This window comes from Citricoccus sp. SGAir0253 (assembly GCF_005877055.1).
Lineage (GTDB): Bacteria > Actinomycetota > Actinomycetes > Actinomycetales > Micrococcaceae > Citricoccus.
The window spans coordinates 121,902-144,693 of sequence record NZ_CP039424.1; the positions used below are offsets into that span (position 1 = coordinate 121,902).

Sequence of the window (22,792 nt, forward strand, 5' to 3'; positions counted from 1 at the left end):
GACACCACCCCCGCCGTGTGTGAATGTTCCCGTGTGTGATGCATATCACCGGAAAATTTACGTTCAATCCCATCAGGAGGGCCTAAATGTCCACGTCCCAGCAGGCAGTGCAGGCGATCATCGGCGAGCCCGAGGTCGTCGAGGACGCCCATGGCGTGGAGACCAGCCCGGCCTGGCTGCGGCTGAAGGCCGCGGCCACCGCGCTGCAGGGCCTGCAGGCCCGGGATGGGTCCGTGCCCGATCCCACCGACCACCCCGCGGCGCGCCGCCACGTCGAGGAGATCGTGGCGTCCGTCGTCGAGCTCGCCCCCCGGTTCCCGCACGACACGGCGTACCTCGAGGCCCTGCCGGCGGACTTCGCGCGCTGGGCCGACGGCGGCTTCGGCGAGCCGGACTTCCTCGACTCGCTCGTGGAGTTCCAGCCGCAGCGGCACCGCGTGGACGGGGTCCGCCACCTCGTGGTGTTCCCGATGTACACCCAGAACGGCTCGCCGGACCGGCACGTCGAGGCCCTGCTGGTCGAGGCGATCTGGCCGGAGTTCATCGCCGCACTGGAGGCCGGGGACTACGGCAACAGGCTCTTCGTCTCCCTGCGGCTGGTCGACTTCACGCCGGGGTACGACACCAACTCGGCCGTGCTGTTCCCCGAGACGGTGGCCACCCGGGAGACGCCCGTGTTCACGTGGGGCGCGATCTTCCAGGACCGCGAGGCGGCCCGCTACCGCCGCGTCGTCTCCGCGGCGGCGGAGATCACCCGGCTGCGACTGCCGGACGAGGCCGCGGCCCTACTGGCGGACCAGGACCTCGCCGAGAGGACCTTCGTGATGTGGGACCTCATCCACGACCGGACGCACATGCGCGGGGACCTGCCCTTCGATCCCTTCATGATCAAGCAGCGGATGCCGTACTTCCTCTACACCCTGGAGGAGCTGCGCTGCGACCTGACGGCGTTCCGCGAGGCGGTGTCGATCGAGCGGGGCCTCGCCGCGCGCGCCGCGGCCGGGGAGGAGCTCACCGCCCTCGAGGAGCAGACCCGGCGCCACGCCGGACTGGTCCAGTACGCGGTCGTCTTCGACCGGATCTTCCGCTTCGCCCTCACCGGCTCGCGCGTGCGCAACTACGACGGCCTGGGCGGCCAGCTGCTGTTCGCCTGGCTCCACCGCAAGCACGTGCTGCAGTGGCGGGACGTGGAGCTCAGCGTGGACTGGGGGGCGATCGCGGACGCCGTCGTGGAGCTCGGCGAGGCCGTCGACCGGCTGTACTGGGAGTCGATCGACCGGCCCAGGACGCTGCACTGGCTCAAGGCGTACGAGCTCATCGCCGCCGTCGTGCCCCCGCACCCCGCCTCCGCCTGGGCGCAGGGACTGCCGCGGGACGTGCTGGCCGGTCCGCCCCGGGGCTACACGGACCTGGTGCTGGACGACGAGTTCCCGCTGTCCATGTTCTTCGAGGCGCTCGGCCGGAAGCTGCGCGGCGTCATCGAGTCCACGGCCGGCATCCGCGCCACGGACGCCTGAGCGATGGCCGACCTGACCGGACGGACGGTGCTGGTCGCGGGCGCCGGCAGCGCGTCCGGGCTGGCGGCGACGCGCGCCCTGGCCGCCGCCGGGGCCCGCGTCGTCGCCACCGGCCGCAACGCCGCGCGGCTCACCCCGCTCGCGGCGCTCGGGGCGGACACCGAGGTGGTCGACCTCGCGGACGAGGTCGCCGTGCTCGGCCTCGTGGACCGCCTGCGGGAGCGCGGCCTCGCGGTCGACGGCGTCCTCCACCTCGTCGGCGGCTGGCGCGGGGGAGGGGGGCTGGCGGGCCAGGCGGAGGCGGACTACCGCGCCCTGGAGCCCTCCCTCACCGCCCTGCGGCACGTCAGCCGCGCCCTCGACGACGACCTGCGGTCCTCGCCGGCCGGCCGGCTGGCGATCGTGTCCTCGACGGCGGTGGCGCGCCCGCTCGCGGGCGGGGCCAACTACGCCGCCGTCAAGGCGGCCGCCGAGGCGTGGACCCGCGCCGTGGCGCAGGGCTACGCGAAGGCGGCCCGCGAGGCCGGCGAACCCCTGCGGGCCGCGGCGGTCGTCTACCGGGTGAAGGCCCTGGCCGGGCTGGAGGACCGCCTCGCGGCCGCCTACGCCGGCCTGTGGGACGCGGACGCGGCCCGACTGAACGACTCGATCATCGAGATCCACGAAAGGTGATGCACGGAATGCAGAGGATCCACGACCCGCAGGTGCGGGGATTCGCCTCGGACAACTACTCCGGGGTCCACCCCGAGGTGCTGGAGGCCCTCGCCGTGGCCAACGGCGGCCACCAGGTCGCCTACGGCGAGGACGAGTACACGGCCCGGCTGCAGGAGGTGGTCCGGGGCCACTTCGGCGCCGGCGCCACGGCGTGGCCCGTCTTCAACGGCACGGGCGCCAACGTCGTCGGCCTCGAGTCCATGCTCCCGCGCTGGGGCGCGGTGGTCTGCGCGGACTCGGCGCACATCCACGTCGACGAGGGCGGGGCGCCGGAGAAGTCCGCCGGCATCAAGCTGCTGCCCGTGCCCACGGCGGACGGCAAGCTCACGCCCGAGCTGATCGCCCGGGAGGCCTGGGGCTGGGGGGACGAGCACCGTGCCCAGCCCCTCGTCGTCTACCTCACGCAGTCCACCGAGCTCGGCACGCTGTACACGCCGGAGGAACTCCGGGCGATCACCGACCACGCCCATGCCCACGGCATGGCCGTGTTCATGGACGGGGCCCGCCTGGCCAACGCGGCGGCCGCCCTGGGGCTGCCGCTGCGGGCGTTCACCACCGACGCCGGCGTGGACGTGCTCTCCCTCGGCGGCACCAAGAACGGGGCACTCGCCGCCGAGGCGGTGGTGGTCCTGGACGAGGCGGCCTCCCACGGGCTGGTCTACCTGCGCAAGCACCAGATGCAGCTGGCCTCCAAGATGCGCTTCGTCTCGGCGCAGCTGCTGGCCCTGCTGGACGGGGACCTCTACCTGCGCACCGCGGGCCACGCCAACGCCATGGCCCGGCGCCTGCGCGAGGGCATCGAGGCCGGCATCGCGGACGGGTCCCTGCCCGGCGTTGCCTTCACCCAGCCGACCCACGTCAACTCGGTGTTCGCCACCCTGCCCCCGGGCATCGCGGACCGGCTCCGGCAACGTTTCCGGTTCTACGACTGGGACGCCGCCCGGGGCGAGGTCCGCTGGGTGTGCAGCTTCGACACCACCGAGGAGGACGTGGACGCGTTCCTGGCCGCCCTGCGCGCGGAGCTCGTCCCCGTCGGCTGATCCGGGCGGGGGCGCCCGGGCGGATCCCGGCCCCCCGCCCGGCCGCGTTCCCCCGTCCCCCCGTCTCCCCGTGCTCTCCACGTCCACGTCGGCCGGGCCCGCAACGGTCCGGTCCCGCCCCTGCTCCCGCCGCGGAGCACCCGTCGTTCCCCGAGGAGGAACCACCGTGACCACCACGTCCACCCAGCCCGCCGCCCCGGCCTCCGGCCCGGCCGCCGGCCGCTTCGCCTGCCGCTCCGTGGACCCCGCCACGGGCACGCTCCTGGCCGAGTACCCGCACGCCACGGACCGGCAGGTCCGGGAGGCCCTGGCCGCCGCCGAGTCCGCCTTCCGCGACTGGCGGTCCCGGACCATCGAGGACCGGGCCGCGATCATCGCGCGGGTCGGCGAGCTGTTCGCCGAGCGCGCCGGGGACCTGGCGGCCATCGCCACGCAGGAGATGGGCAAGCCGCTCTCGGAGGCCCGGGGGGAGGCGGAGTTCAGCGCGGAGATCTTCGCGTACTACGCCGAGCACGGTCCCGTCCTGGCCGCGGACCAGCCCCTGCCGACCCCCGGCGGCACCGGGCGGGCCGTCATCCAGCGCCGGCCCGTCGGCCCGCTGCTGGGGATCATGCCGTGGAACTACCCCTTCTACCAGGTGGCCCGGTTCGCGGCGCCGAACCTCATGCTCGGCAACACCATCCTGCTCAAGCACGCCGAGATCTGCCCCGAGTCCGCGCTGGCCCTCCAGCAGCTCATGGACGACGCGGGGGTGCCCGCCGGGGTGTACCAGAACCTGTTCGCCACGCACGGGCAGGTCTCCACGATCATCGCCGACGACCGAATCCAGGGCGTCTCGCTGACCGGCTCGGAGCGGGCCGGGGCGGCGGTGGCCGAGCAGGCCGGCCGGCACCTGAAGAAGGTCGTGCTCGAGCTCGGGGGCTCCGATCCCTACATCGTGCTGGACACGGACGACGTCGCGGCCTCGGCCCGCGCGGCCCTCGCCACCCGGATGGGCAACACCGGCCAGGCCTGCAACTCCAACAAGCGGATGATCGTCTCGGCGGGGATCTTCGAGGAGTTCGTGGCCGAGCTGACCCGGCAGGCCGCCGCGCTGGTGCCCGGCGACCCCGCCGTCGAGGCCCCGGGCACCTACGCCCCGCTGTCCTCCCGGGCCGCAGCCGAGCGGCTGGCCGGCCAGGTCCGCGCGGCGGTGGAGGCCGGGGCCATCCTGCACATCGGCGGCACGCTGGCCGAGGGCCCCGGGGCGTACCTCGCCCCGGCCGTGCTGACGGGCATCACCCCGGGGATGGCCGCCCACCACGAGGAGCTGTTCGGCCCCGTGGCCGTGGTCTACCCCGTGCGGGACGACGAGGAGGCCGTCGCCCTGGCCAACGACACCCCCTACGGCCTGGGCGGCGCCGTGTTCAGCACCGACCCCGAGCGGGCCCGCCGGGTGGCCGAGCGGCTGGAGGCCGGCATGGCCAACGTCAACGCCGCCGAGGCCGAGGGCGCGGGCATGCCCTTCGGCGGGGTCAAGCGCTCCGGCTTCGGCCGGGAGCTCGGCCCGCTGGGCATGGACGAGTTCGTCAACAAGCGCCTGCTCTACATCAACGACTGACCGCCGCCGGGACGGCCGGGCACCGCGCCCGGGCTCCCGGCGCCCCCACCCGTCCTGTCCACGGAAAGGCACGCATGGACACCCTCACACCTCCCACGACGCACCTGGCCGCCCCGCCCGAGGCCCATGCCCGGCTGCGGCGCAGCCTCAAGCCGCGCCACCTCACGATGATCGCGATGGGCGGGGCCATCGGCACGGGCCTGTTCGTGGCCTCGGGCAACACCATCGCCACCGCCGGTCCCGGCGGGGCCCTGCTCGCCTACGTGGCCATCGGCCTGATGGTGTACCTGCTCATGCAGTCCCTCGGCGAGATGTCCACCTACCTGCCGGTCTCCGGCGCCTTCGAGGAGTACTCCACCCGCTTCGTCAGCCCCTCGTTCGGCTTCGCCATCGGCTGGAACTACTGGTACAACTGGGCGATCACCGTGGCCGCCGAGCTGGTGGCCGCCGCCCTCGTCATGCGGTACTGGCTACCGGACGTGCCCTCGTGGATCTGGTCGGCGCTGTTCCTGGCGGTGCTGTTCGGGCTCAACGCCCTGAGCACGCGCGCCTACGGCGAGAGCGAGTTCTGGTTCTCCCTCATCAAGGTGGCCACGGTCGTGGTCTTCCTCGTGCTCGGCGTGCTGATGATCGTGGGCATCCTCGGCGGGGAGTCGCCGGGCTTCGCCAACTGGACCGCGGGGGAGGCGCCGTTCGTCGGCGGCGGGGCCGGGATCCTGGCCATCTTCATGGTCGCCGGCTTCTCCTTCCAGGGCACCGAGCTCGTCGGCGTCGCCGCCGGCGAGGCCGAGGACCCGGACCGGAACGTGCCCCGGGCCATCCGCACCGTCTTCGTGCGCATCCTGCTCTTCTACGTGGGCGCCATCGCCGTCGTCGGCTTCCTGGTCCCGCACACCAGCCCGCACCTGCTGGGCAGCGGCGTGGAGGACATCTCCATCTCGCCCTTCACCCTCGTGTTCGAGAACGCCGGCGTCCTGGCCGCCGCCACCGTGATGAACGCGGTGATCCTCACCGCCATCCTCTCCGCCGGCAACTCGGGGCTCTACGCCTCCACCCGCATGCTCTGGGCCCTCGCGGACAGCGGCAAGGCCCCCCGCTTCCTCGCGAGGGTCAACCGGCGCGGGGTGCCGATGAACGCGCTCATCGCCACCACCACGGTGGGGGCCGCGTGCTTCCTGACCACCCTGGTGGGCGACGGCGCCGCCTACGTGTGGCTCGTCAGCGCCTCCGGCCTGGCCGGGTTCATCGTCTGGATGGGCATCGCCTGGAGCCACTACCGCTTCCGCAGGGCGTACTTGGCCCAGGGCCACGACCTCGCCGACCTGCCCTACCGCGCGCGGTTCTTCCCGCTCGGGCCGGTGGTCGCGCTCGCGCTGTGCGCCGTGGTGATCCTCGGGCAGAACCACCAGGCCTTCGTCGGCCAGGTCGACCTGCTCTCGGCCGCCACCGCCTACATCGGCCTGCCGGTCTTCCTGGCGCTCTGGGCCGGCCACCGGATCGTCACCGGCTCGCGGATGGTCCGGTACGAGGAGGCCGACCTGAGCCGCCCCGTGGACTGATCCGCCGCGCCGGTGCGAGGTTCCCCCGGCCCCGCGGCCGGACGGGGAGCCGCACCGGCGGGCCGGTCGTCGCCGCTCTGGCCGGAGGCGCCCGGCCCGCGCCCGGTTCAGCTCGCCCGGCCGAGCTGCCGCACGGGCAGCCAGCGGCGCACCATGCGGTGGTTGGCCACGACGGCCGCGTCCGTGTCCCCCTCCTCGAGCGCCTCGAGGGCGGTGTGCACGTCGAACGGGGAGTCGTCCGGCCACACGAGCCGGGCCAGCCCGCCGTAGTCCAGCTCCACCACGGAGTCCGGGTGGAAGGACTCGAGCCAGGACACGAGGATGGTCAGGTCCCCGAGCAGGTCCATGTCCGGGGCGTGCAGCGAGAGCACGACGGCGGCGCGCCGGGCGCGCTCGAGGGCGAGGGCCAGCGGGACGGTGATCCGCACCGAGCGGACGGAGCCGGCGTCGAACCGGCCGCCGGGCCCCTCCGGGGCGGGGCCGTCCGTGCCGATCTCGATGGCGTCGTCCTCGTGGACGAGGGCGAACCAGGCCGCCGGGACGCCCCACACGGCGGTGCGGGTGTGCACGTGCCGGATCTCCTCGAGGTCCTCCACGTCCATCCGCGCGGCCAGCCGCTCCACGTTCGCCTGCCGGGCCGCCTCCGGGACCAGCAGGCCGAAGGTCGGCGGCCGCATCGACTCGGCCAGCTGCCCCGCGGCGAGTTCGCAGCGCAGCGCCATCTCGTCGGGGCAGAAGTACTCCGAGTACGCCGGTCCGGCGCCGCTCCCCGGACCGCCCGACGACGGCCCCTCCCCGGGTGCGCCGGTCCCGGCCACCGGGACCCGGAGCACGCGCACCAGGTCCTCACCATGGGGGAACGGGTCGGTCACGTCGCGCAGCAGGCGGATCCACGCCCGCCGGGCCGCCTCCTCCTCGGTCTCCGCCCGCGTCCGGTGACGGGCGCGCAGGAGACCGGCCTGGACGGCGTCGGGAAAGGCGGCGAGGGGCTGGTAGACCCGGAGCTCGGACTGGTATTCCATGGCCCCCGCTCAGGCCCCCGCGGCGGGGCCGAGCTCCACGACGACCGGGGCGTGGTCCGAGGCGCCCTTGCCCTTGCGCTCCTCGCGGTCGATCCAGGCGTCCGTGACGGAGTCGGCCAGCGCGGGGGAGGCCAGGACGAAGTCGATGCGCATGCCCTCCCGCTTGGGGAAGCGCAGCTGCTTGTAGTCCCAGTAGGTGTAGACGCCGGGGCCGGGGTGCCGGGGCCGGACCACGTCCTGGAAGCCGGCCTCCTCGAAGGCGTGGAAGGCCGCCCGTTCACCGGGGGAGACGTGGGTGAAGCCCTCGCGCCGGAACAGCTCGATGTCCCACACGTCCTCGTCCTGCGGGGCGATGTTCCAGTCACCGGTCAGCGCCAGGCGCAGCCCCGGGTCCTCGGCCAGGGCGCCTGCCGCGCGCTCGCGCAGCACGTCCAGCCAGTGCAGCTTGTAGGCCATGTGCTCGTCCTCCAGCCCGCGGCCGTTGGGGACGTAGAGGGACCAGATCCGCAACGCGTCGGCACCCTCGCCGACCGTGGCCGCGATGGCCCGGGCCTCCTGGACGGGGTCCACGCCGCCCTTGCCGAACTCCGGCTGGCCCACGAAGGTGCGCTCCACGTCCGCCAGCCCCACGCGGGAGGCGATCGCCACGCCGTTCCACTGCGAGAAGCCGAAGTGCGCCACCTCGAAGTCCATGCGCTCGAAGAGCTCCCACGGGAAGTTCTCGTCCTTGCACTTGGTCTCCTGGATGGCCAGGACGTCCACGTCGCTGCGGTCCAGCCAGGCCTCCACTCGGTCGGCGCGGGCTCGCAGGGAGTTCACATTCCAGGTCGCGATCTTCACCCGTCCAGCCTAACGACACTCCCCGGCCGCCCCGGCCATCCCTCGCGCTCGCGGGGGCGGAGGTCAGCCCTCGCGCCACCAGGTGTCGAGGATGCTGACCGGGGTGGTCCGCTTGTGCCGGGAGCGCAGGTAGAGCTGCTCGAGCTTCTCCGCGGTCACGGCGGGGATGACCCGCCCCTCGAGGTAGTCGTCGATCATCTCGTAGGTCAGCCCCAGCTCGGCCTCGTCCGTCTGGCCCGGCTTGTCGTCGAGCAGGTCCGCGGTGGGGACCTTCGCCCACAGCCGCTCCTCGGCACCCAGGTGCTTGAGCAGCTGGCGGTTCTGGCGCTTGTTGAGCCCGAACAGCGGGAGCACGTCCGCGCCGCCGTCGCCGTACTTGGTGAAGAAGCCGGTGATGGACTCGGCGCCATGGTCCGTCCCGATCACCAGCAGGCCCTCGGCGCCGGCGATCGCGTACTGGGCCACCATGCGGACCCGGGCCTTGACGTTGCCCTTGTTGTAGTCGGAGATCGGCTCGCCCGTGGCGGCGGTGAACTCGGACTCGAAGCCGTCCACGGCGGGGGCGATGTCGTAGGTGGTCTCGGCGTCGCCGTCGATGAAGTCCAGGGCCGCCTGGGCGTCGTCCTCGTCGTGCTGGACGTTGTAGGGCAGCCGGACCGGCACGAACTCGGCCTGCACGCCCTGCTCCCGCAGCCCCTCCACGGCCAGCTGGGCCAGCCGGCCGGCCAGGGTGGAGTCCAGTCCGCCGGAGATGCCCAGCACGAAGCCCCGGGCCCCGCTGGCGCGCAGGTAGTCCTGCAGGAACCGGACCCGCTGCTCGACCTCGGAGGCCGGATCGATCTCCGGCTTGACACCCATCTCGGCGATGATCGCCTTCTGCAGTTCACGCATGGGCCCCAGCCTAGGGGTGAGGACCCCCCGCGCGCAGGTCCTGCCGCCGGTCAGCGGGGGGTCAGCTGCGCGTCCACCCCAGGTTGCGGGCCATGGTCTGCAGCGCGCTCATGACGGTCTCGTACTGCTGCTCGTCCAGGCCCTCGGTGATGTCCGCGCGCAGCTCCTCGACGACGGCGGCCACCCGCTCCCCGCTCGTGCGGCCGGTGCTGGTGAGCGTGTAGAGGTCGCCCTCGGTGACGAGCCACCCGGACTCGACCAGTTCGTCCAGGTGCTCCTTCACGGTCCGCGGCCCCTCGTCCGCGCCCGCCACGGACATCGGCAGGGCGTGGGCGAGCTCCTCCGTGGACTGGGGCCGGGTGGTGAGGGCGTTCATGAGCTGCCACTGCGCCCGGGTCAGGCCGTGCTCGGCGAGGGACTCGTTGACGCGCTGGGTGAGGAGCGTGTCCACCATGTTGAGCCAGTAGCTGAGCAACTGTTCGGTGGGACGCTCCTGCGGGGGTTCCTGGTGCTGCTGGGAGTCGCTCATGTCACCACCCTAGGAGGGGTCCGGCCGAGAATCTAGGATGGACGGCATGACTACTCAGACCCCGGATTCCCCGTCGGCGCGCACCGCCGAGCAGAAGGCACAGGACCGCTCCCGGCTGCTGGAGCTCATCCAGGACCTGGCCGTCGTCCGGGGCCGGGTGACGCTGTCCTCCGGCAAGGAGGCCGACTACTACATCGACCTGCGGCGGGTCACCCTGCACCACGAGGCCGCCCCGCTCGTGGGCCGGGTCATGCTGGACATGCTGGACGAGGCCGGGATCGGCTTCGCCGCCGTGGGCGGGCTGACGATGGGCGCCGACCCGGTGGGTACCGCCATGCTGCACGAGGCCGGCCGGCAGGGCCGCGCGGTGGACGCCTTCGTGGTGCGCAAGGCGCAGAAGTCCTACGGCATGGGCCGGCAGGTGGAGGGGCCCGCGGTGGAGGGCCGGGACGTCGTGGTGCTCGAGGACACCTCCACCACCGGCGGATCGGCCCTGACCGCCGTGGAGGGCGTGCGCAACGCCGGCGGGAACGTCCGCGCCGTGGCCGTGATCGTGGACCGCTCCACGGGGGCCGCCGAGCGGATCGAGGCCGAGGCCGGCGTGCCGTACCTCTTCGCCTTCGGCAAGGACGAGCTGGGCCTGGACTGATCCCGCTCGCCCATTCCGGACTTCGCGGGCAATAGCGACCGGTCGCTATTGCCCGCAAAGCGGCCGGCCCGGCTTCGCCCCCCCGGTCCGGGACGCCTACGCGGCGATCATCCCGTGCGGGTCGATCACGTACTTCTTGGCCGCGCCCTTGTCGAAGGCCCGGTAGGCCTCGGGCGCCTCGTCGAGCCCGATGGTGGTGGCGTTGACGGCCTTGGAGATGTCCGCCTTGCCCGCCAGGATGAGGTTCATCAGCTTGCGGTTGTAGCGCTTCACCGGGCACTGGCCCGTGGTGAACGAGAGCGACTTGGCCCAACCGGTGCCCAGCTGGACGCCGATCTGGCCCACCTTCGCGTTCTCGTCGATGCCGCCCGGATCGCCGGTCACGTAGAGGCCCGGGATGCCCAGCGCGCCGCCCACCTGGGTGACGGACATGATGTCGTTCAGCACGGTGGCCGGGGCCTCGGCGGCGTTGGCACCGTGGCCGCGGGCCTCGAACCCGACCGCGTCCACGGCGGCGTCCACCACCGGGACGCCCAGGATCTGCTCGATCCGCTCGGACAGAGAGCCCTCCTGGCTCAGGTCGACCGTCTCGCAGCCGAAGCTCGCGGCCTGCTTCAGCCGGTCGGCGTTCATGTCCCCCACGATCACCGCGGAGGCGCCGAGCAGCTGCGCCGAGAACGCGGCGGCCAGGCCCACGGGCCCCGCGCCGGCCACGTAGACGGTGGAGCCGGTGGTCACCCCGGCGGTGTACGCGCCGTGGTAGCCGGTGGGGAAGATGTCCGAGAGCATGGCCAGGTCGAGGATCCTCTCCAGGGCCTGGTCCCGGTCCGGGAACTTCAGCAGGTTGAAGTCCGCGTAGGGGACCATGACGTACTCCGCCTGGCCGCCGATCCAGCCGCCCATGTCCACGTAGCCGTAGGCGGCTCCGGGGCGGGCGGGGTTCACGTTGAGGCACACGCCGGTCTTGCCCTCGTTGCACATGCGGCAGCGCCCGCAGGCGATGTTGAAGGGCACCGAGCAGATGTCCCCCTCCTTGACGAAGAGGACGTCCTCGCCGGTCTCCACGACCTCGCCCGTGATCTCGTGGCCGAGGGACTGGCCCACGGGCGCCGTGGTGCGGCCGCGCACCATGTGCTGGTCGCTGCCGCAGATGTTCGTCGCCACCAGCTTGACGATCGCGGCGTGCGGCGCCTTCTGCTGGATCCCCATCTTGGTGGCCACCTCGGAGGGCAGCTCCAGCTTGGGGTAGTCGATCGCCTCGACCGCGACCTCTCCGGGGCCCTTGTAGACGACTACGCGATTTCCCGTCATGGTGGTTCCTTTCGATGGTGGATGACACGCAGGGGACGGGCGGGGGCGGATGGTGCCCTCGCCCTTGGTGGTCTAGACCTCGGGGGAGCGCCGGTCCCTCCGGTGGCGTTCCTCCGCGACGGCCCGCTCCCCGGACAGCACCGGGTCGTCGGCGCGCGGCTCGGCCTCGGCGAGGTCCCGCGGACGGGCGATGAGGTCGTAGGCGACGGCGGCGGCGCAGGCCCCCACGAGGGGACCAATCACGTAGACGGCGAACTGGGACCAGTCGACCGCCCCGCCGAACAGGGACTGGGCGAGGTACGGCCCGAAGGTGCGCGCCGGGTTGAGCGAGCCGCCGGTCAGGGGTCCGATGACGAGGATCGCGCTGGCCACGGACAGCCCGATGATGAGCCCGGCCCAGCCCTTGGGGGCCCGCTGGTCGACGGCGACGGCCATGATGGCGAGCATGAGCGCGAAGGTGCCCAGCACCTCGGCCACGATGCCCTGGCCGAGGGAGACGCCGCTGCCCAGGACCGTCGCACCGCTGCCGAGGTCCACCGCCGTCGTGCCGAAGGCCGCGACCAGCAGCAGGCTGCCGATCGCCGCGCCCAGGAGCTGGGCCACCACGTAGGGGACCACCTCCGCCCACGGGAAGCGCCGGGTGACGGCCAGGGCGAACGTCACGGCGGGGTTGATGTGCGCACCGGAGACCGCCAGGAACGCGTAGACGGACACCGCCACCGCGATCGCGAACCCGAGGGCGATGAAGCCCACGGCGGGATAGGAGAGGGTCCCGGCGTCCACGGTCAGGGCGGCCAGCACCGTGCCGACGCCGAGCACCACGAGGACTGCCGTTCCGAGGATCTCGGCGGCGAGGCGCCGCCAGAGGCTGGGGGCCATGGTCACCCTTCGCAGGAGGGGCCCGGAAGCAGCGGGGTCGAGGACGCCGGCACGGATTCCGGGGAAGTGACGCGAGGGTAGGCAGGCGCGCGTCAGGGGGTCAAGGGGTCGTGACCGTTCCCCGCGCAGGTCGGCGGCCGGTCCGCCGGCGTCAGAGCCAGTCGTTCTTGCGGAACAGCACGAAGAGCACCACGGCCATGGCGAGCATCAGCGCCACGGCGAAGGGGTAGCCCAGGGCCCAGTGCAGCTCGGGCATGTGCAGGAAGTTCATCCCGTAGACGGACCCGACGAGTTGGGGCGCGAAGAGGATGGCCGCCCAGGAGGAGATCTTCTTGACCTGCTCGTTCTGCCGTACCGAGACCTCGGCGAGGTTCTTCGCGGCCAGCGTGGAGTCCAGTTCCAGGGCGTGCTCGAGCATGGTGCGCATCGCGGTGACCCGGTCGTTGAGCTGCACCGTGTGGTCGTGGACGTCGCGCAGCTTGCGGACCACCTCGAGCGTGGAGGGGTCACCCTCGAGGTCCTCGATCATGGTCTCGAGCATCATGGGCAGCGAGCGCACGGCCCGCTGGAAGTTCACCACCTCGCGCGAGAGCTGGTAGATGCGGCGGGAGACGTGCCCGTCCCCGGCGAAGATCTGGTCCTCGATCTCGCCGATGTCGTTCTCCAGGCCGTCCGCCACGGGGAAGTAGTCGTCCACCACCGAGTCGAGGATGCCGTGGACCACGGCGGAGGTGCCGGCGGCCAGCCGGTCGGGGCGGTCTCGCTCCAGGTGCCGGCGCACCCGGGACAGGTCCGGGACCTCGGAGTGCCGCACCGTGACCACGTAGTCCGGTCCCACGAACACGTTGAGCTCGCCGAACTCGACCGTCTCCGTCTCGTCGAGGTACCGGGCGGGGATGAGCACGAGGAACCGGTCGTGGTCCCCGTAGTGCTCCAGCTTGGCCCGCTGCCCGCCGGAGAGGGCGTCCTCGACCGCCAGCTCGTGCAGGTTCAGCTCCGCGGCGACCTCCTGCAGCTCGGCCTCGTCCGGGCGGTACAGGCCCATCCACGCCATGCCGCCGATGCGCTGGCACTCCTCGAACGTCTGCTGCAGGCTCGTGGGGGCCAGCACGCGCCGGCCGTCCTTGTAGATGGCGTTGTCGACGATCGTCACCGCACCATTGTGCGCCACCGGAGGGCCCGACGCCGGTGCCCGGCCCGGGTGCCCCGGACCGCTAGGTGCCGGGGCGGGGCACGCCGGCGCGGGCCAGGTAGGCGGCCAGGTCCGTGGTGAGGGGCAGGGTGCCCAGCGCGGCCGCGCCGACCCACCGGGCGTCGTCGGCGTCGTCACCGGGCACCAGGGTGCCGCCGGCGACCGTGGCGGCGAAGTCGTGCACCTCGTAGGCCCGCCCGTCGCCCGTGGGGATCCGCAGCCACCACAGCTCCCGGCCGACCCGCACGCGCAGCCCGGTCTCCTCGAGGGCCTCCCGGGCGGCGGCCTGTTCCAGGGTCTCCCCGGGCTCCACCCGGCCGCCGGGCACCGACCAGCGCCCCCGCTGCGGCTCGCGGCCGCGCAGGACCAGCAGCACCCGGCCGGCCTCGTCCGAGATCACGGCGCCGGCGGCGAGGATGGTCTCCACGCTCCCCACGGTAGTGGCACCGGAGCCGGAGGCCGGATGCCGCGGGGCGCGGCCTAGCAGCAGCGGCCCTGCGGGTTCCGGTCCTGCCAGTCCATCCGCTCGCGCCAGAACTCGCGCTCGGACAGGGCGGGGGTGCCCGGGTGGGTCCGGGCGTGGTGCTCCAGGTAGCGCTGGTAGGCGTCCGCCCCCATGACGCCGCGCAGGAGCCACCCCGTGGAGCGCCAGGCGCCCCGCAGGCCCCGGAGCGGCTCCGCGGACACGGTCAGTGCCTCCGGCTCACGGGCCGCATCCCGGCCGGCAGGGCCTGCCACTGGGCCTCGAGCTCCTTCTCGGCCGGGGTGGGAACCAGGCCCGCCGGCGCGTAGATCTCGGACTCGACGCGCGGGTCCTCGTTCTCCGGCAGGCCGCGGACCCGGAAGGACCGCACCGTGGCCATCACGGAGGTGGTGATGACGATCAGGGTCAGCACGAGGAAGACGACCGACAGCGTGCCCTGGACGGTGGTGTTGCGGACGACCGCCTCCATGGCCTCCACGGACTTGGCGGTGCCGAAACTCGTCTCGCCGGCCGCCAGCGCCTCGCGGAAGGCGCTGTTCTGGGCCCAGTAGCCCACGGCGGGGACCGGGGAGAAGATCTTGAACAGCGAGGCGGTGACCGTCACGACGGCCGCGAAGGCCAGCGGCAGCACGACCACCCACAGGTGCCGGAAGGTGCCCCGCTTGGCCACGATCGCCATGACGACCGCCAGGGCGATGGCCGCCAGCAGCTGGTTGGCGATCCCGAACAGCGGGAAGAACGTGTTGATGCCGCCCAGGGGGTCCGTGACCCCGAGGATCAGGATGTACCCCCAGCCCGCCACCATGATGGCCGTGCACAACCACGCGCCCGGCCGCCAGGAGGTGTCCTTGAACCGCGGGATGACGTTGCCGATGGTGTCCTGGAGCATGAAGCGGGCCACCCGGGTGCCCGCGTCCACCGCGGTGAGGATGAACAGGGCCTCGAACATGATGGCGAAGTGGTACCAGAAGCCCATCATCGCCGGACCGCCGAACCACTGGTTCATGATGGTCGCGATGCCCACGGCCAGGGTCGGGGCACCGCCGGTGCGGGAGACCACGGACTCCTCGCCCACGCCGGCCGCGAGCGAGGTCAGCGCGTCCGGGGTCAGGTTCACGCCCGCCAGGCCGAGGGAGTTCACGAACGCCACGGCGCCCTCCACCGTCCCGCCGGTGACGGCGGCGGACGAGTTCATGGCGAAGTAGATGCCGCGGTCGATCGAGATCGCCGCGACCAGCGCCATGATGGCCACGAAGGACTCCATGAGCATGCCGCCGTAGCCCAGGAAGCGGGTCTGGCGCTCCTTCTCCACGAGCTTCGGGGTGGTGCCGGAGGAGATCAGCGCGTGGAACCCGGACAGGGCGCCGCAGGCGATCGTCACGAACAGGAACGGGAACAGCGAGCCGGCCACCACGGGGCCGTCCTCGCGCCCGGCGAACTCGGAGAACGCCGGGACGGAGACCTCGGGGCGGACCACCACGATCGCCACGGCCAGCAGCCCGATGACGCCGATCTTCATGAAGGTGGAGAGGTAGTCGCGCGGGGCCAGCAGCAGCCACACGGGCAGGACGGCCGCCACGAAGCCGTAGACGATGATGGCCCAGGCGATCGTGGTGCGGTCGAGGCTGAACAGTTCCGCGCCCCACGGGGACTCGGCGATCCAGCGCCCGGAGATGATGGCGAACATCAGCAGCACGAAGCCGATGACCGAGACCTCCATGATGCGACCGGGGCGCAGGAACCGGAGGTAGACGCCCATGAACAGGGCGATCGGGATGGTCAGGCCCACGGAGTACACGCCCCAGGCGGATTCGCCCAGGGCGTTGACGACCACGAGGGCCAGGATGGCCACGATGATGATCATGATGGTCAGGGTGGCCAGCAGGGCCGCGGTGCCCCCGATGACCCCCAGCTCCTCGCGGGCCATCTGGCCCAGCGAGCGGCCCCCGCGGCGCATGGAGAAGAACAGCACCAGGTAGTCCTGCACGGCCCCGGCCAGCACCACGCCGACGATGATCCACAGGGTCCCCGGCAGGTAGCCCATCTGGGCGGCCAGCACCGGGCCCACGAGCGGGCCGGCGCCGGCGATCGCGGCGAAGTGGTGCCCGAACAGGACCCGGCGGTCCGTCGGCATGAAGTCGCGCCCGTTCTCGTTGTACTCGGCCGGCGTCGCCCGGGTGTCGTCCGGACGGGTGACCTTGCGCTCGATGTACCTGGCGTAGAAGCGGTACGCGATGAGGTAGGTGCACACGGCGGCGAACACGAACCAGATGGCGTTGATCGTCTCGCCGCGGGAGATGGCCAGGACGGCCCAGGCCACGCCGCCCAGCAGGGCGATCACGCCCCACAGGGCGATCTTGCCGGGGGTCCACCGGCGGTCCTCGGCCTCGGCCACCGCCGGGTCCACGGCGGTGGGTGGCAACCCGGTGGCGGGTGCGGAGTGCTCAGTCATGTCATCCCTCGTCTCGGCTGCCGTCCGGGCCCATGCCCCACGAGGCCCTCGGCGAGAGGGCGGGGCGGCAGGTGCAGGTCTTACTGTGCTCTCGGCCACGGGGGGCCGTCAACGACCATGGGCCGTGGCGTGGCGCGGGTCCTCCGCTCGCCTCACGGGTGCCTCCCGCCCGCGTGTCCCGGGGCGGCGGGGCGACTACCGTGGTGGCCATGAGTGATCGTGGAGTCTTCAAGCCCGCCGAGTCCGTCACCACCGCGCCGCTGGCCGCGCTGGGCCTCATCGGCGGCTACCTGGCCGCGCGGGAGACCGGCATCCGTCCGCTCGGCGGCGTGGTGCTGGCCGCCGCCGGCGCCTACGCCGGCCGCACCTGGGCCGCCAAGGCCGGTGCCCCGGCGACCACCGCCCTGGCCCTTCTCTACCTCGGCGGGTTCGGCGCCTCGCACCCGCTGGCCAAGCGGATCGGGGCCTGGCCCTCCGTGCTCACCGTCGCCGGCGCCTCCGCCCTGGCCTCGTGGGCCCTGGTGGACCGCCGCCGGTGACCTCCGCCCCGGCGTCGGGCCCGCGTCCCGGGTCCGACGACGGCCCGGCCGCCCCGGTGCCCCCGGCCACCCCGCAGGGTGGGCCGGACGCGGACCGCGCGGTCGGCGTCGGGCCCTGGGAGGGCGAGTGGCCCGCCGGCGGGCACTGGGACCCGGAGCTGCTGCGCGCCGGGGACCGGCGCAACGTGGCCGACCACTACCGGTACTGGTCGCTCGAGGCGATCGTCGCGGACCTGGACACGCGCCGGCACCCCTTCCACGTGGCGATCGAGAACTGGCAGCACGACCTGAACATCGGCACCGTGGTGCGCACGGCCAACGCCTTCAACGCGGCGGGCGTGCACGTCATCGGCCGGCGCCGCTGGAACCGGCGCGGGGCCATGGTCACGGACCGGTACCTGCACGTGCACCACCACCCCACGGTGGCGGACTTCGTGGCCTGGGCGCGCGCCGAGGGCCTGGCCGTGATCGGCGTGGACATCTTCCCGGACTCGGTGCCGCTGGAGACCCACGACCTGCCCGAGCGCTGCGTGCTGGTGTTCGGCCAGGAGGGCCCGGGGCTGTCGGAGGAGGTGCACGCCGCGGCCGAGGCCACGCTGTCCATCGCCCAGTTCGGCTCCACCCGGTCGATCAACGCCGGCGTGGCCGCGGGCATCGCGATGCACGCGTGGATCCGCCGGCACGCCTTCGGCCAGCATCCCTGAGCTCCTGCCCGCCCCCGGTCCGCGCCTCCGGAGCGCCCGCCCGCGCACCCGGGGAGGCGGGGCGTCGTGGACTCTGGCTCCCGGCCCCGCTCTCTCGTACAGTGCACCCAGAAGTAGCAGGAGCAGTCAGTCCGTCAGCACTGCGGACCGCGCGGCCCATTCGGGCCGGACGGGGCAATGGGAAGCGGTATGCAGCATGCCGCTTCACCCCGCCGGATCACCGGCGGGTCTCCATCACCCGAGAGAGGTTCCCATGGCCACCGGCACCGTCAAGTGGTTCAACGCCGAGAAGGGGTACGGCTTCATCGCGCCGGACGACAACTCCGCGGACATCTTCGTGCACTACTCGTCCATCCAGGGCGGGGGCTACCGCGAGCTGCAGGAGGGGCAGAAGGTCGAGTACGAGGCCGAGCAGGGCGCCAAGGGCATGCAGGCCTCGTCCGTGCGCCCGCTCTGAGCCGAGCCGCCCCCAGCCGTCCGCTCCCACCCGGCGTGCCCGCCCCCTCCCGGGACGGACATGCCGGGGCGGCCGTCCCCCAGCGGGGGGGGGGCGGCCGCCCCGTGAGCGGTCCCGGCGCCGGTCAGTGGCCGGGCTTCTTCACGCCGAACATGAACAGCCGCCGGTCGATGTCGTAGTAGACCGTCTTCGTCGCCTCGAGGACGTCCTGGAGGACGTCGGCGTCATCGGGCGTCAGCGTGATCACCTCCTCCCACGCGCCCTCGTCGAGCACGAGCTGCAGGGTCCACGTGCCGTTGCCGCCCGCGTCCCCGGCGCGGAAGCTGAACTGGTAGTGGCTGAGCTGGCGCACCTGGATGCTGTCGTCCGTGACCCTGGTCTGGTCTGCCATGGTCCTCATCTCCTGGGTGGTTCGCACTGGTCCCCGTGACCAGTGCCGCAGAGGGTAGTGAGGCCGGATCGGCGCGCACAAGGACCCGGGAACCGCAGGGCGCGGGCGATGACTAGGATGGGCGCAGGACAGGGTCTGCAGCGGGGCGGCCTGCCCGCCCCGACCGCGGACCGCGCCACCCGAGGCCGGCGAGCCGCCGGTCCTCACGGTCACCACAGCAAGGAGCTGCCATGCCCATCGCCTCCCCGGACAAGTACGCCGAGATGATCGACTCCGCCAAGGACGGCGGCTACGCCTACCCGGCGATCAACGTCACCAGCTCCCAGACCCTGAACGCGGCGATCCGCGGCTTCGCCGAGGCCGGCTCGGACGGCATCATCCAGGCCTCCACGGGCGGCGCGGCCTACTTCTCCGGGTCCTCCGTGAAGGACATGGTCACCGGCTCGCTGGCCATGGTGGCCTTCGCCCGCGAGGTGGCCAAGAAGTACGACGTCAACATCGCCCTGCACACGGACCACTGCCCCAAGGACAAGCTGGACGGGTTCGTGATGCCCCTGCTGGACGCCTCCGAGGCCGAGGTCAAGGCCGGCCGCGACCCGCTGTTCAACTCCCACATGTGGGACGGCTCGGCCGAGACCCTCGAGGAGAACCTGCGCATCGGCCGGGAGCTGCTGGCCCGCACCCACGCCAACAAGCAGGTGCTGGAGGTGGAGATCGGCGTGGTCGGCGGCGAGGAGGACGGCGTGGCCCACGAGATCAACGACAAGCTCTACACCACCGTCGAGGACGGCCTGGCCACCATCGAGGCCCTCGGCGCGGGCGAGAACGGCCGGTACATCACCGCCCTGACCTTCGGCAACGTCCACGGGGTCTACAAGCCCGGCGGCGTGAGGCTGCGCCCGGAGATCCTGGACCAGATCCAGCGCGAGGTCGGGGCCAGGATCGGCAAGGACCGTCCCTTCGACCTCGTCTTCCACGGCGGCTCGGGCTCCTCCGCCCAGGAGATCAAGGACGCCGTGTCCTACGGCGTCATCAAGATGAACGTGGACACGGACACCCAGTACGCCTTCACCCGCCCGGTCGTGGCGCACATGTTCCAGAACTACGACGGCGTGCTGAAGATCGACGGGGAGGTCGGCAACAAGAAGCTGTACGACCCCCGCACGTGGGGCGCGAAGGCCGAGGAGTCCATGGCGGCCCGCGTGCAGCAGGCCTGCCAGGAGCTGGGCTCCGCGGGGCAGTCCATCAAGTGACCGGCCGCGGGAGCGCCGCGGCCGGCTGAGCCGGAGGTGGAGGGATGCAGTGGTTCGCCGCCATCGCGGTGGTGGCCATCCTGGTCTGGGGCCTGCTCATGCTCGTGAGCATGACCACCGGCACGGCGCTGCCCGGGCGCCCCGGGGCGCCCGACCCGGACGAGCTGGCCGACCTCCGCCGCCGCGTGGAGGAACTGGAGCGCGGGGCCGTCCCGCCCGAGCTGGAGCGCCGGATCGACCGGCTCGAGGCCCGGCTGGACCGGCGGGAGGCCCGCGAGCTGGAGCAGGACCGGTGGACCCGGCAGGCCCGCGAGCTCGGCCTGGACGACGACGGCCGGGGCCCGGGCGCCCCCGGTCCCGGCCCGCACGGTACGGGCCCCGACGTCCCCGACCCCTGTGGCCCCCGCCCGGACGCCTGAGGGCGTCCGGGCGCTCCCGGCCCTCGTCCGGCGGGAGGGGCGCGACTAGAGTCGGGGGTGAACCCGCCCCGTCGTCCCGCAAGGAGCACCATGTCAGACGCGTCCCTCGTCGGCCGGAACCTGATGCAGCCCGAGCCCACCCGGCTGCCCGAGGAACCGGAGGTCCTCGCCCGGATCGAGGCCGGTGACCTCCCGGAGGACATCGCGCCCCGCTTCCCGAAGTCCTCGCTCGCGTGGTCGCTCATGGCGGAGGACGCCTGGGGCGAGGGCCGGACGATCGACGCCTACGCCTACGCCCGCGTGGGCTACCACCGCGGCCTGGACGCCCTGCGCGGCGCCGGCTGGCGCGGCGCGGGCCCCGTGCCGTACGAGCACGAGCCCAACCGCGGCTTCCTGCGCTGCCTGTACCTCCTGGGCCAGGCGGCCGCGGCGATCGGCGAGGGCGAGGAGGTCCACCGGATCGAGGCCTTCCTCGCGGACGCCGACCCCACCGCCGCAGGGCAGATCGCCCGGGGCTGAGCCGTGAGCGCCACCCCCGGCCCGGCGGGCACCCGCTCCGCGCGGGGCACCGTGCTCGTCGGGACCTTCAACGAGCCGGGGGACCTGGCCCCGGCGCTGCCGTCCCACGGCGGCCTCGTCCTCACGGAGGGCTGGCCGGCCGCGCCACGGGCCGTGGCCGGCTCCGGCCCGGACGCCCCCTCGTGGCTCGTCCCGGGCCGGCCGGGCACGCCCTCCGAGGGCCGGCTCTATGCCGCCCAGCACGTGCGCCGGGGCTCCGTGGCAGTGCTCTCCCCGTCCGCGCCCCTGGAGTCGGGCACGCACGAGGCCGGCTGGGCCACCACCCAGCGCGTGCCCACCGCGGGGGAGAACACCTGCCACGCGGACCTCAACCCCGCGGGCACCTGGCTGGCCGCGGCCTCCTACGACTCGGCCACCCTCACCGTGGTCCCCGTGCTCGACGACGGCCGGCTGGGCCGCGCGCTCGCGGTCCAGGCCCCCGCCGGCTCCGGTCCCGTGCCCTCGCGCCAGGAGGGGCCGCACCTGCACTTCGTGCTGTTCCTCGACGACGACCGCCTGCTCGTCACCGACCTCGGCGGCGACCGCATCCTGGAGTACTCCGTGTCCTCGATCGAGGCGGCCGCCGACCGAGGTGACGCCGACGCCGGCTCGCCGGGTGCGGCCGACGGCCAGGCCTACCGCGAGGAGCCCGGCCGCGCGCCGGGCGAGGTCCCGGACCGCGACCGCGGCCCCGACTCCGGCGAGGGGTCCGGTGAGGGGGACCCGGCCGGCGTCGTGGCCGTGGCGGCGGCCCCGCGCGCGGTGCACCACCTGCCCGCCGGGACCGGGCCCCGGCACCTCGCGGTGCTGCCCCCGCTGGAGGGCGCCGCGCACCCCGGGCGGCACTTGGCGGTGGTGGGGGAGCTGGACTCCCGGCTGCACGTGCTCGGGCTCGAGCCCGGCCCGGAGGGCTTCCACGAGGTGGGGATCGTGCCCACGCACGCCCAGGACGCGGACCCGGAGTCGGCGCGGGACAACCTGCCGAGCCACCTCGTGGTCTCGGCGGACGGGACCCTCGTCTACGTGGCCAACCGCGGGCGCAACACGATCGGGGTGATCCGCCGGGGTGACTCGCCCGAGTTCGTCGCCGAGGTGGACTGCGGCGGGGACTGGCCCCGGCACATCGCCCTCGCCCCGGGGCCCGCCGGGCCGGGGCTGCTCGTCGCGCTGGAACGGGAGGACGCCGTCGTGCTCCTGCCGATCGGCCCCGACGGGCTCCCGGGGCCCGCCACGGGCCGGGTGGCCGTGCGGCGCCCCGGGTTCGTGCTGCCCCGCGGCTGACGGGCCGCCGGCGTCCCTTCCCCGCCCGCCCCGGCTCGCCCGCGCTGCTCTCCCTGGCTCCCGGGTCGCGAACCGTGCGTGCCGGCGCCCGGGACCCCCGGGACGTGACCCGGGAGCACGCCGACGCAGGAGCCCGGGGCGCCCGCGGCGCGGGTAGGGTGTTCGTGCCGAACCAATTCCCGACACCCTGGAGGCTGCCCGATGCTGTTCCTGGCCCGCATGGACGTGACGTTCCCCGAGTCGATGACGGACGAGGTCAAGGCCGACTTCGTCGCGAAGGAGAAGGAGTACTCGGGCAACCTGCAGCGCCAGGGCAAGATGCAGTCGATCTGGCGGGTCGTGGGCGAGTACGCGAACTACTCGGTGTACGACGTCGAGGACAATGACGAGCTGCACGCCATCCTGTCCGGCTTCCCCATGTACCCCTACATGAAGATCAAGGTCACCCCGCTGGCCAAGCACCCGAACTCGATCCGCTGACCGCCGGTCCGTTGCCCGCGGATCAGCTGAA

25 protein-coding genes are annotated in these 22,792 nt (G+C 73.2%); 14 read left to right on the top strand and 11 right to left on the bottom strand.

Annotated elements, in window-relative coordinates; all coding sequences use genetic code 11:
* The first annotated feature begins 86 nt into the window (after positions 1 to 86).
* The 5 genes from E7744_RS00575 to E7744_RS00595 all read left to right on the top strand — a co-directional run bounded on the left by E7744_RS00575 (position 87) and on the right by E7744_RS00595 (position 6,430).
* The gene (locus E7744_RS00575) at positions 87 to 1,517 is read left to right on the top strand and encodes a DUF6421 family protein (RefSeq protein ID WP_137772434.1); all 1,431 of its coding nucleotides are present in this window, start codon (positions 87 to 89) and stop codon (positions 1,515 to 1,517) included.
* Between the two features lie 3 nt (positions 1,518 to 1,520).
* The gene (locus E7744_RS00580; RefSeq protein WP_137772435.1) at positions 1,521 to 2,189 is read left to right on the top strand and encodes an SDR family NAD(P)-dependent oxidoreductase; all 669 of its coding nucleotides are present in this window, start codon (positions 1,521 to 1,523) and stop codon (positions 2,187 to 2,189) included.
* A gap of 8 nt (positions 2,190 to 2,197) precedes the next feature.
* Positions 2,198 to 3,271, top strand: coding sequence for a low specificity L-threonine aldolase (locus E7744_RS00585; RefSeq protein WP_137772436.1), 1,074 nt, complete (start codon positions 2,198 to 2,200; stop codon positions 3,269 to 3,271).
* Positions 3,272 to 3,509: 238 nt separating this feature from the next.
* Entirely contained in the window at positions 3,510 to 4,871 is a 1,362-nt protein-coding gene (locus E7744_RS00590; RefSeq protein WP_137774757.1) for an NAD-dependent succinate-semialdehyde dehydrogenase, read from the top strand.
* Positions 4,872 to 4,945: 74 nt separating this feature from the next.
* Positions 4,946 to 6,430, top strand: a complete 1,485-nt coding sequence (locus E7744_RS00595) for an amino acid permease (protein ID WP_137772437.1) — start codon at positions 4,946 to 4,948, stop codon at positions 6,428 to 6,430.
* 107 nt (positions 6,431 to 6,537) lie between these two features.
* Here E7744_RS00595 and E7744_RS00600 read toward each other — a convergent pair whose 3' ends face one another.
* The 4 genes from E7744_RS00600 to E7744_RS00615 form a co-directional block, all read right to left on the bottom strand.
* Positions 6,538 to 7,452 carry a hypothetical protein gene (locus E7744_RS00600; RefSeq protein ID WP_137772438.1) on the bottom strand — a complete coding sequence of 305 codons (915 nt, stop codon included), beginning with the start codon at positions 7,450 to 7,452 and terminating at the stop codon, positions 6,538 to 6,540.
* A 9-nt stretch (positions 7,453 to 7,461) separates the two neighbouring features.
* Positions 7,462 to 8,292, bottom strand: a complete 831-nt coding sequence (locus E7744_RS00605; protein ID WP_137772439.1) for an exodeoxyribonuclease III — start codon at positions 8,290 to 8,292, stop codon at positions 7,462 to 7,464.
* Positions 8,293 to 8,355: 63 nt separating this feature from the next.
* On the bottom strand, positions 8,356 to 9,183 hold the full coding sequence (gene nadE, locus E7744_RS00610) for an ammonia-dependent NAD(+) synthetase (protein ID WP_137772440.1): 828 nt from the start codon (positions 9,181 to 9,183) through the stop codon (positions 8,356 to 8,358).
* A gap of 61 nt (positions 9,184 to 9,244) precedes the next feature.
* Positions 9,245 to 9,712, bottom strand: a complete 468-nt coding sequence (locus E7744_RS00615) for a MarR family winged helix-turn-helix transcriptional regulator (RefSeq protein ID WP_137772441.1) — start codon at positions 9,710 to 9,712, stop codon at positions 9,245 to 9,247.
* 46 nt (positions 9,713 to 9,758) lie between these two features.
* On the opposite strand from E7744_RS00615, the gene pyrE reads away from it, so the two are divergent.
* Complete coding sequence (gene pyrE, locus E7744_RS00620) at positions 9,759 to 10,361, top strand: orotate phosphoribosyltransferase (RefSeq protein WP_137772442.1); 603 nt, start codon at positions 9,759 to 9,761, stop codon at positions 10,359 to 10,361.
* Between the two features lie 96 nt (positions 10,362 to 10,457).
* On the opposite strand, the gene fdhA is transcribed toward pyrE, so the two are convergent.
* From fdhA to E7744_RS00650, 6 genes are all read right to left on the bottom strand, one after another.
* Positions 10,458 to 11,672, bottom strand: coding sequence for a formaldehyde dehydrogenase, glutathione-independent (fdhA, locus tag E7744_RS00625; protein ID WP_137772443.1), 1,215 nt, complete (start codon positions 11,670 to 11,672; stop codon positions 10,458 to 10,460).
* Positions 11,673 to 11,744: 72 nt separating this feature from the next.
* Positions 11,745 to 12,551 carry an MIP/aquaporin family protein gene (locus E7744_RS00630; protein WP_137772444.1) on the bottom strand — a complete coding sequence of 269 codons (807 nt, stop codon included), beginning with the start codon at positions 12,549 to 12,551 and terminating at the stop codon, positions 11,745 to 11,747.
* Between the two features lie 151 nt (positions 12,552 to 12,702).
* The gene (locus E7744_RS00635; RefSeq protein ID WP_168199705.1) at positions 12,703 to 13,704 is read right to left on the bottom strand and encodes a magnesium and cobalt transport protein CorA; all 1,002 of its coding nucleotides are present in this window, start codon (positions 13,702 to 13,704) and stop codon (positions 12,703 to 12,705) included.
* 61 nt (positions 13,705 to 13,765) lie between these two features.
* Complete coding sequence (locus E7744_RS00640) at positions 13,766 to 14,170, bottom strand: NUDIX hydrolase (RefSeq protein WP_137772445.1); 405 nt, start codon at positions 14,168 to 14,170, stop codon at positions 13,766 to 13,768.
* Positions 14,171 to 14,223: 53 nt separating this feature from the next.
* A complete protein-coding gene (locus E7744_RS00645) occupies positions 14,224 to 14,430 on the bottom strand; it encodes a YbdD/YjiX family protein (RefSeq protein ID WP_246858485.1) in 207 nt (68 codons plus the stop codon).
* A 2-nt stretch (positions 14,431 to 14,432) separates the two neighbouring features.
* Complete coding sequence (locus tag E7744_RS00650; RefSeq protein ID WP_137772446.1) at positions 14,433 to 16,679, bottom strand: carbon starvation CstA family protein; 2,247 nt, start codon at positions 16,677 to 16,679, stop codon at positions 14,433 to 14,435.
* A gap of 209 nt (positions 16,680 to 16,888) precedes the next feature.
* Between E7744_RS00650 and E7744_RS00655 the strand changes: the two genes are divergently transcribed.
* From E7744_RS00655 to E7744_RS00665, 3 genes are all read left to right on the top strand, one after another.
* Positions 16,889 to 17,218, top strand: a complete 330-nt coding sequence (locus E7744_RS00655; protein ID WP_137772447.1) for a hypothetical protein — start codon at positions 16,889 to 16,891, stop codon at positions 17,216 to 17,218.
* Positions 17,215 to 17,922 (top strand): TrmH family RNA methyltransferase, encoded by a 708-nt coding sequence (locus tag E7744_RS00660; RefSeq protein WP_371415361.1) that lies wholly within the window; start codon positions 17,215 to 17,217, stop codon positions 17,920 to 17,922. The genes E7744_RS00655 and E7744_RS00660 overlap by 4 nt, the downstream gene beginning before the upstream one ends.
* 253 nt (positions 17,923 to 18,175) lie before the next feature.
* A complete protein-coding gene (locus E7744_RS00665) occupies positions 18,176 to 18,379 on the top strand; it encodes a cold-shock protein (protein ID WP_137772448.1) in 204 nt (67 codons plus the stop codon).
* 124 nt (positions 18,380 to 18,503) lie between these two features.
* Here E7744_RS00665 and E7744_RS00670 read toward each other — a convergent pair whose 3' ends face one another.
* On the bottom strand, positions 18,504 to 18,770 hold the full coding sequence (locus E7744_RS00670; protein WP_137772449.1) for a hypothetical protein: 267 nt from the start codon (positions 18,768 to 18,770) through the stop codon (positions 18,504 to 18,506).
* A gap of 230 nt (positions 18,771 to 19,000) precedes the next feature.
* On the opposite strand from E7744_RS00670, the gene fbaA reads away from it, so the two are divergent.
* The 5 genes from fbaA to catC all read left to right on the top strand — a co-directional run bounded on the left by fbaA (position 19,001) and on the right by catC (position 22,761).
* Positions 19,001 to 20,023, top strand: a complete 1,023-nt coding sequence (gene fbaA / locus E7744_RS00675) for a class II fructose-bisphosphate aldolase (protein ID WP_137772450.1) — start codon at positions 19,001 to 19,003, stop codon at positions 20,021 to 20,023.
* A 44-nt stretch (positions 20,024 to 20,067) separates the two neighbouring features.
* Positions 20,068 to 20,442 (top strand): hypothetical protein, encoded by a 375-nt coding sequence (locus tag E7744_RS00680; RefSeq protein WP_137772451.1) that lies wholly within the window; start codon positions 20,068 to 20,070, stop codon positions 20,440 to 20,442.
* A gap of 90 nt (positions 20,443 to 20,532) precedes the next feature.
* A complete protein-coding gene (locus tag E7744_RS00685; protein ID WP_137772452.1) occupies positions 20,533 to 20,961 on the top strand; it encodes a DUF3151 domain-containing protein in 429 nt (142 codons plus the stop codon).
* Positions 20,962 to 20,964: 3 nt separating this feature from the next.
* On the top strand, positions 20,965 to 22,281 hold the full coding sequence (locus tag E7744_RS00690; RefSeq protein WP_137772453.1) for a beta-propeller fold lactonase family protein: 1,317 nt from the start codon (positions 20,965 to 20,967) through the stop codon (positions 22,279 to 22,281).
* 201 nt (positions 22,282 to 22,482) lie between these two features.
* Positions 22,483 to 22,761, top strand: a complete 279-nt coding sequence (gene catC / locus E7744_RS00695) for a muconolactone Delta-isomerase (protein WP_137772454.1) — start codon at positions 22,483 to 22,485, stop codon at positions 22,759 to 22,761.
* The last annotated feature ends 31 nt before the right edge of the window (positions 22,762 to 22,792 follow it).

Bases quoted from the DNA above. Each gene is read 5' to 3' on its own strand.
- pyrE (WP_137772442.1), top strand. From the start codon at position 9,759: ATGACTACTCAGACCCCGGATTCCCCGTCGGCGCGCACCGCCGAGCAG.
- E7744_RS00670 (WP_137772449.1), bottom strand. From the start codon at position 18,770: ATGGCAGACCAGACCAGGGTCACGGACGACAGCATCCAGGTGCGCCAG.
- E7744_RS00580 (WP_137772435.1), top strand. From the start codon at position 1,521: ATGGCCGACCTGACCGGACGGACGGTGCTGGTCGCGGGCGCCGGCAGC.
- catC (WP_137772454.1), top strand. From the start codon at position 22,483: ATGCTGTTCCTGGCCCGCATGGACGTGACGTTCCCCGAGTCGATGACG.
- fdhA (WP_137772443.1), bottom strand. From the start codon at position 11,672: ATGACGGGAAATCGCGTAGTCGTCTACAAGGGCCCCGGAGAGGTCGCG.
- nadE (WP_137772440.1), bottom strand. From the start codon at position 9,183: ATGCGTGAACTGCAGAAGGCGATCATCGCCGAGATGGGTGTCAAGCCG.
- E7744_RS00600 (WP_137772438.1), bottom strand. From the start codon at position 7,452: ATGGAATACCAGTCCGAGCTCCGGGTCTACCAGCCCCTCGCCGCCTTT.
- E7744_RS00595 (WP_137772437.1), top strand. From the start codon at position 4,946: ATGGACACCCTCACACCTCCCACGACGCACCTGGCCGCCCCGCCCGAG.
- E7744_RS00585 (WP_137772436.1), top strand. From the start codon at position 2,198: ATGCAGAGGATCCACGACCCGCAGGTGCGGGGATTCGCCTCGGACAAC.
- E7744_RS00615 (WP_137772441.1), bottom strand. From the start codon at position 9,712: ATGAGCGACTCCCAGCAGCACCAGGAACCCCCGCAGGAGCGTCCCACC.
- E7744_RS00575 (WP_137772434.1), top strand. From the start codon at position 87: ATGTCCACGTCCCAGCAGGCAGTGCAGGCGATCATCGGCGAGCCCGAG.
- E7744_RS00655 (WP_137772447.1), top strand. From the start codon at position 16,889: ATGAGTGATCGTGGAGTCTTCAAGCCCGCCGAGTCCGTCACCACCGCG.
- E7744_RS00650 (WP_137772446.1), bottom strand. From the start codon at position 16,679: ATGACTGAGCACTCCGCACCCGCCACCGGGTTGCCACCCACCGCCGTG.
- E7744_RS00630 (WP_137772444.1), bottom strand. From the start codon at position 12,551: ATGGCCCCCAGCCTCTGGCGGCGCCTCGCCGCCGAGATCCTCGGAACG.
- fbaA (WP_137772450.1), top strand. From the start codon at position 19,001: ATGCCCATCGCCTCCCCGGACAAGTACGCCGAGATGATCGACTCCGCC.
- E7744_RS00680 (WP_137772451.1), top strand. From the start codon at position 20,068: ATGCAGTGGTTCGCCGCCATCGCGGTGGTGGCCATCCTGGTCTGGGGC.
- E7744_RS00665 (WP_137772448.1), top strand. From the start codon at position 18,176: ATGGCCACCGGCACCGTCAAGTGGTTCAACGCCGAGAAGGGGTACGGC.
- E7744_RS00685 (WP_137772452.1), top strand. From the start codon at position 20,533: ATGTCAGACGCGTCCCTCGTCGGCCGGAACCTGATGCAGCCCGAGCCC.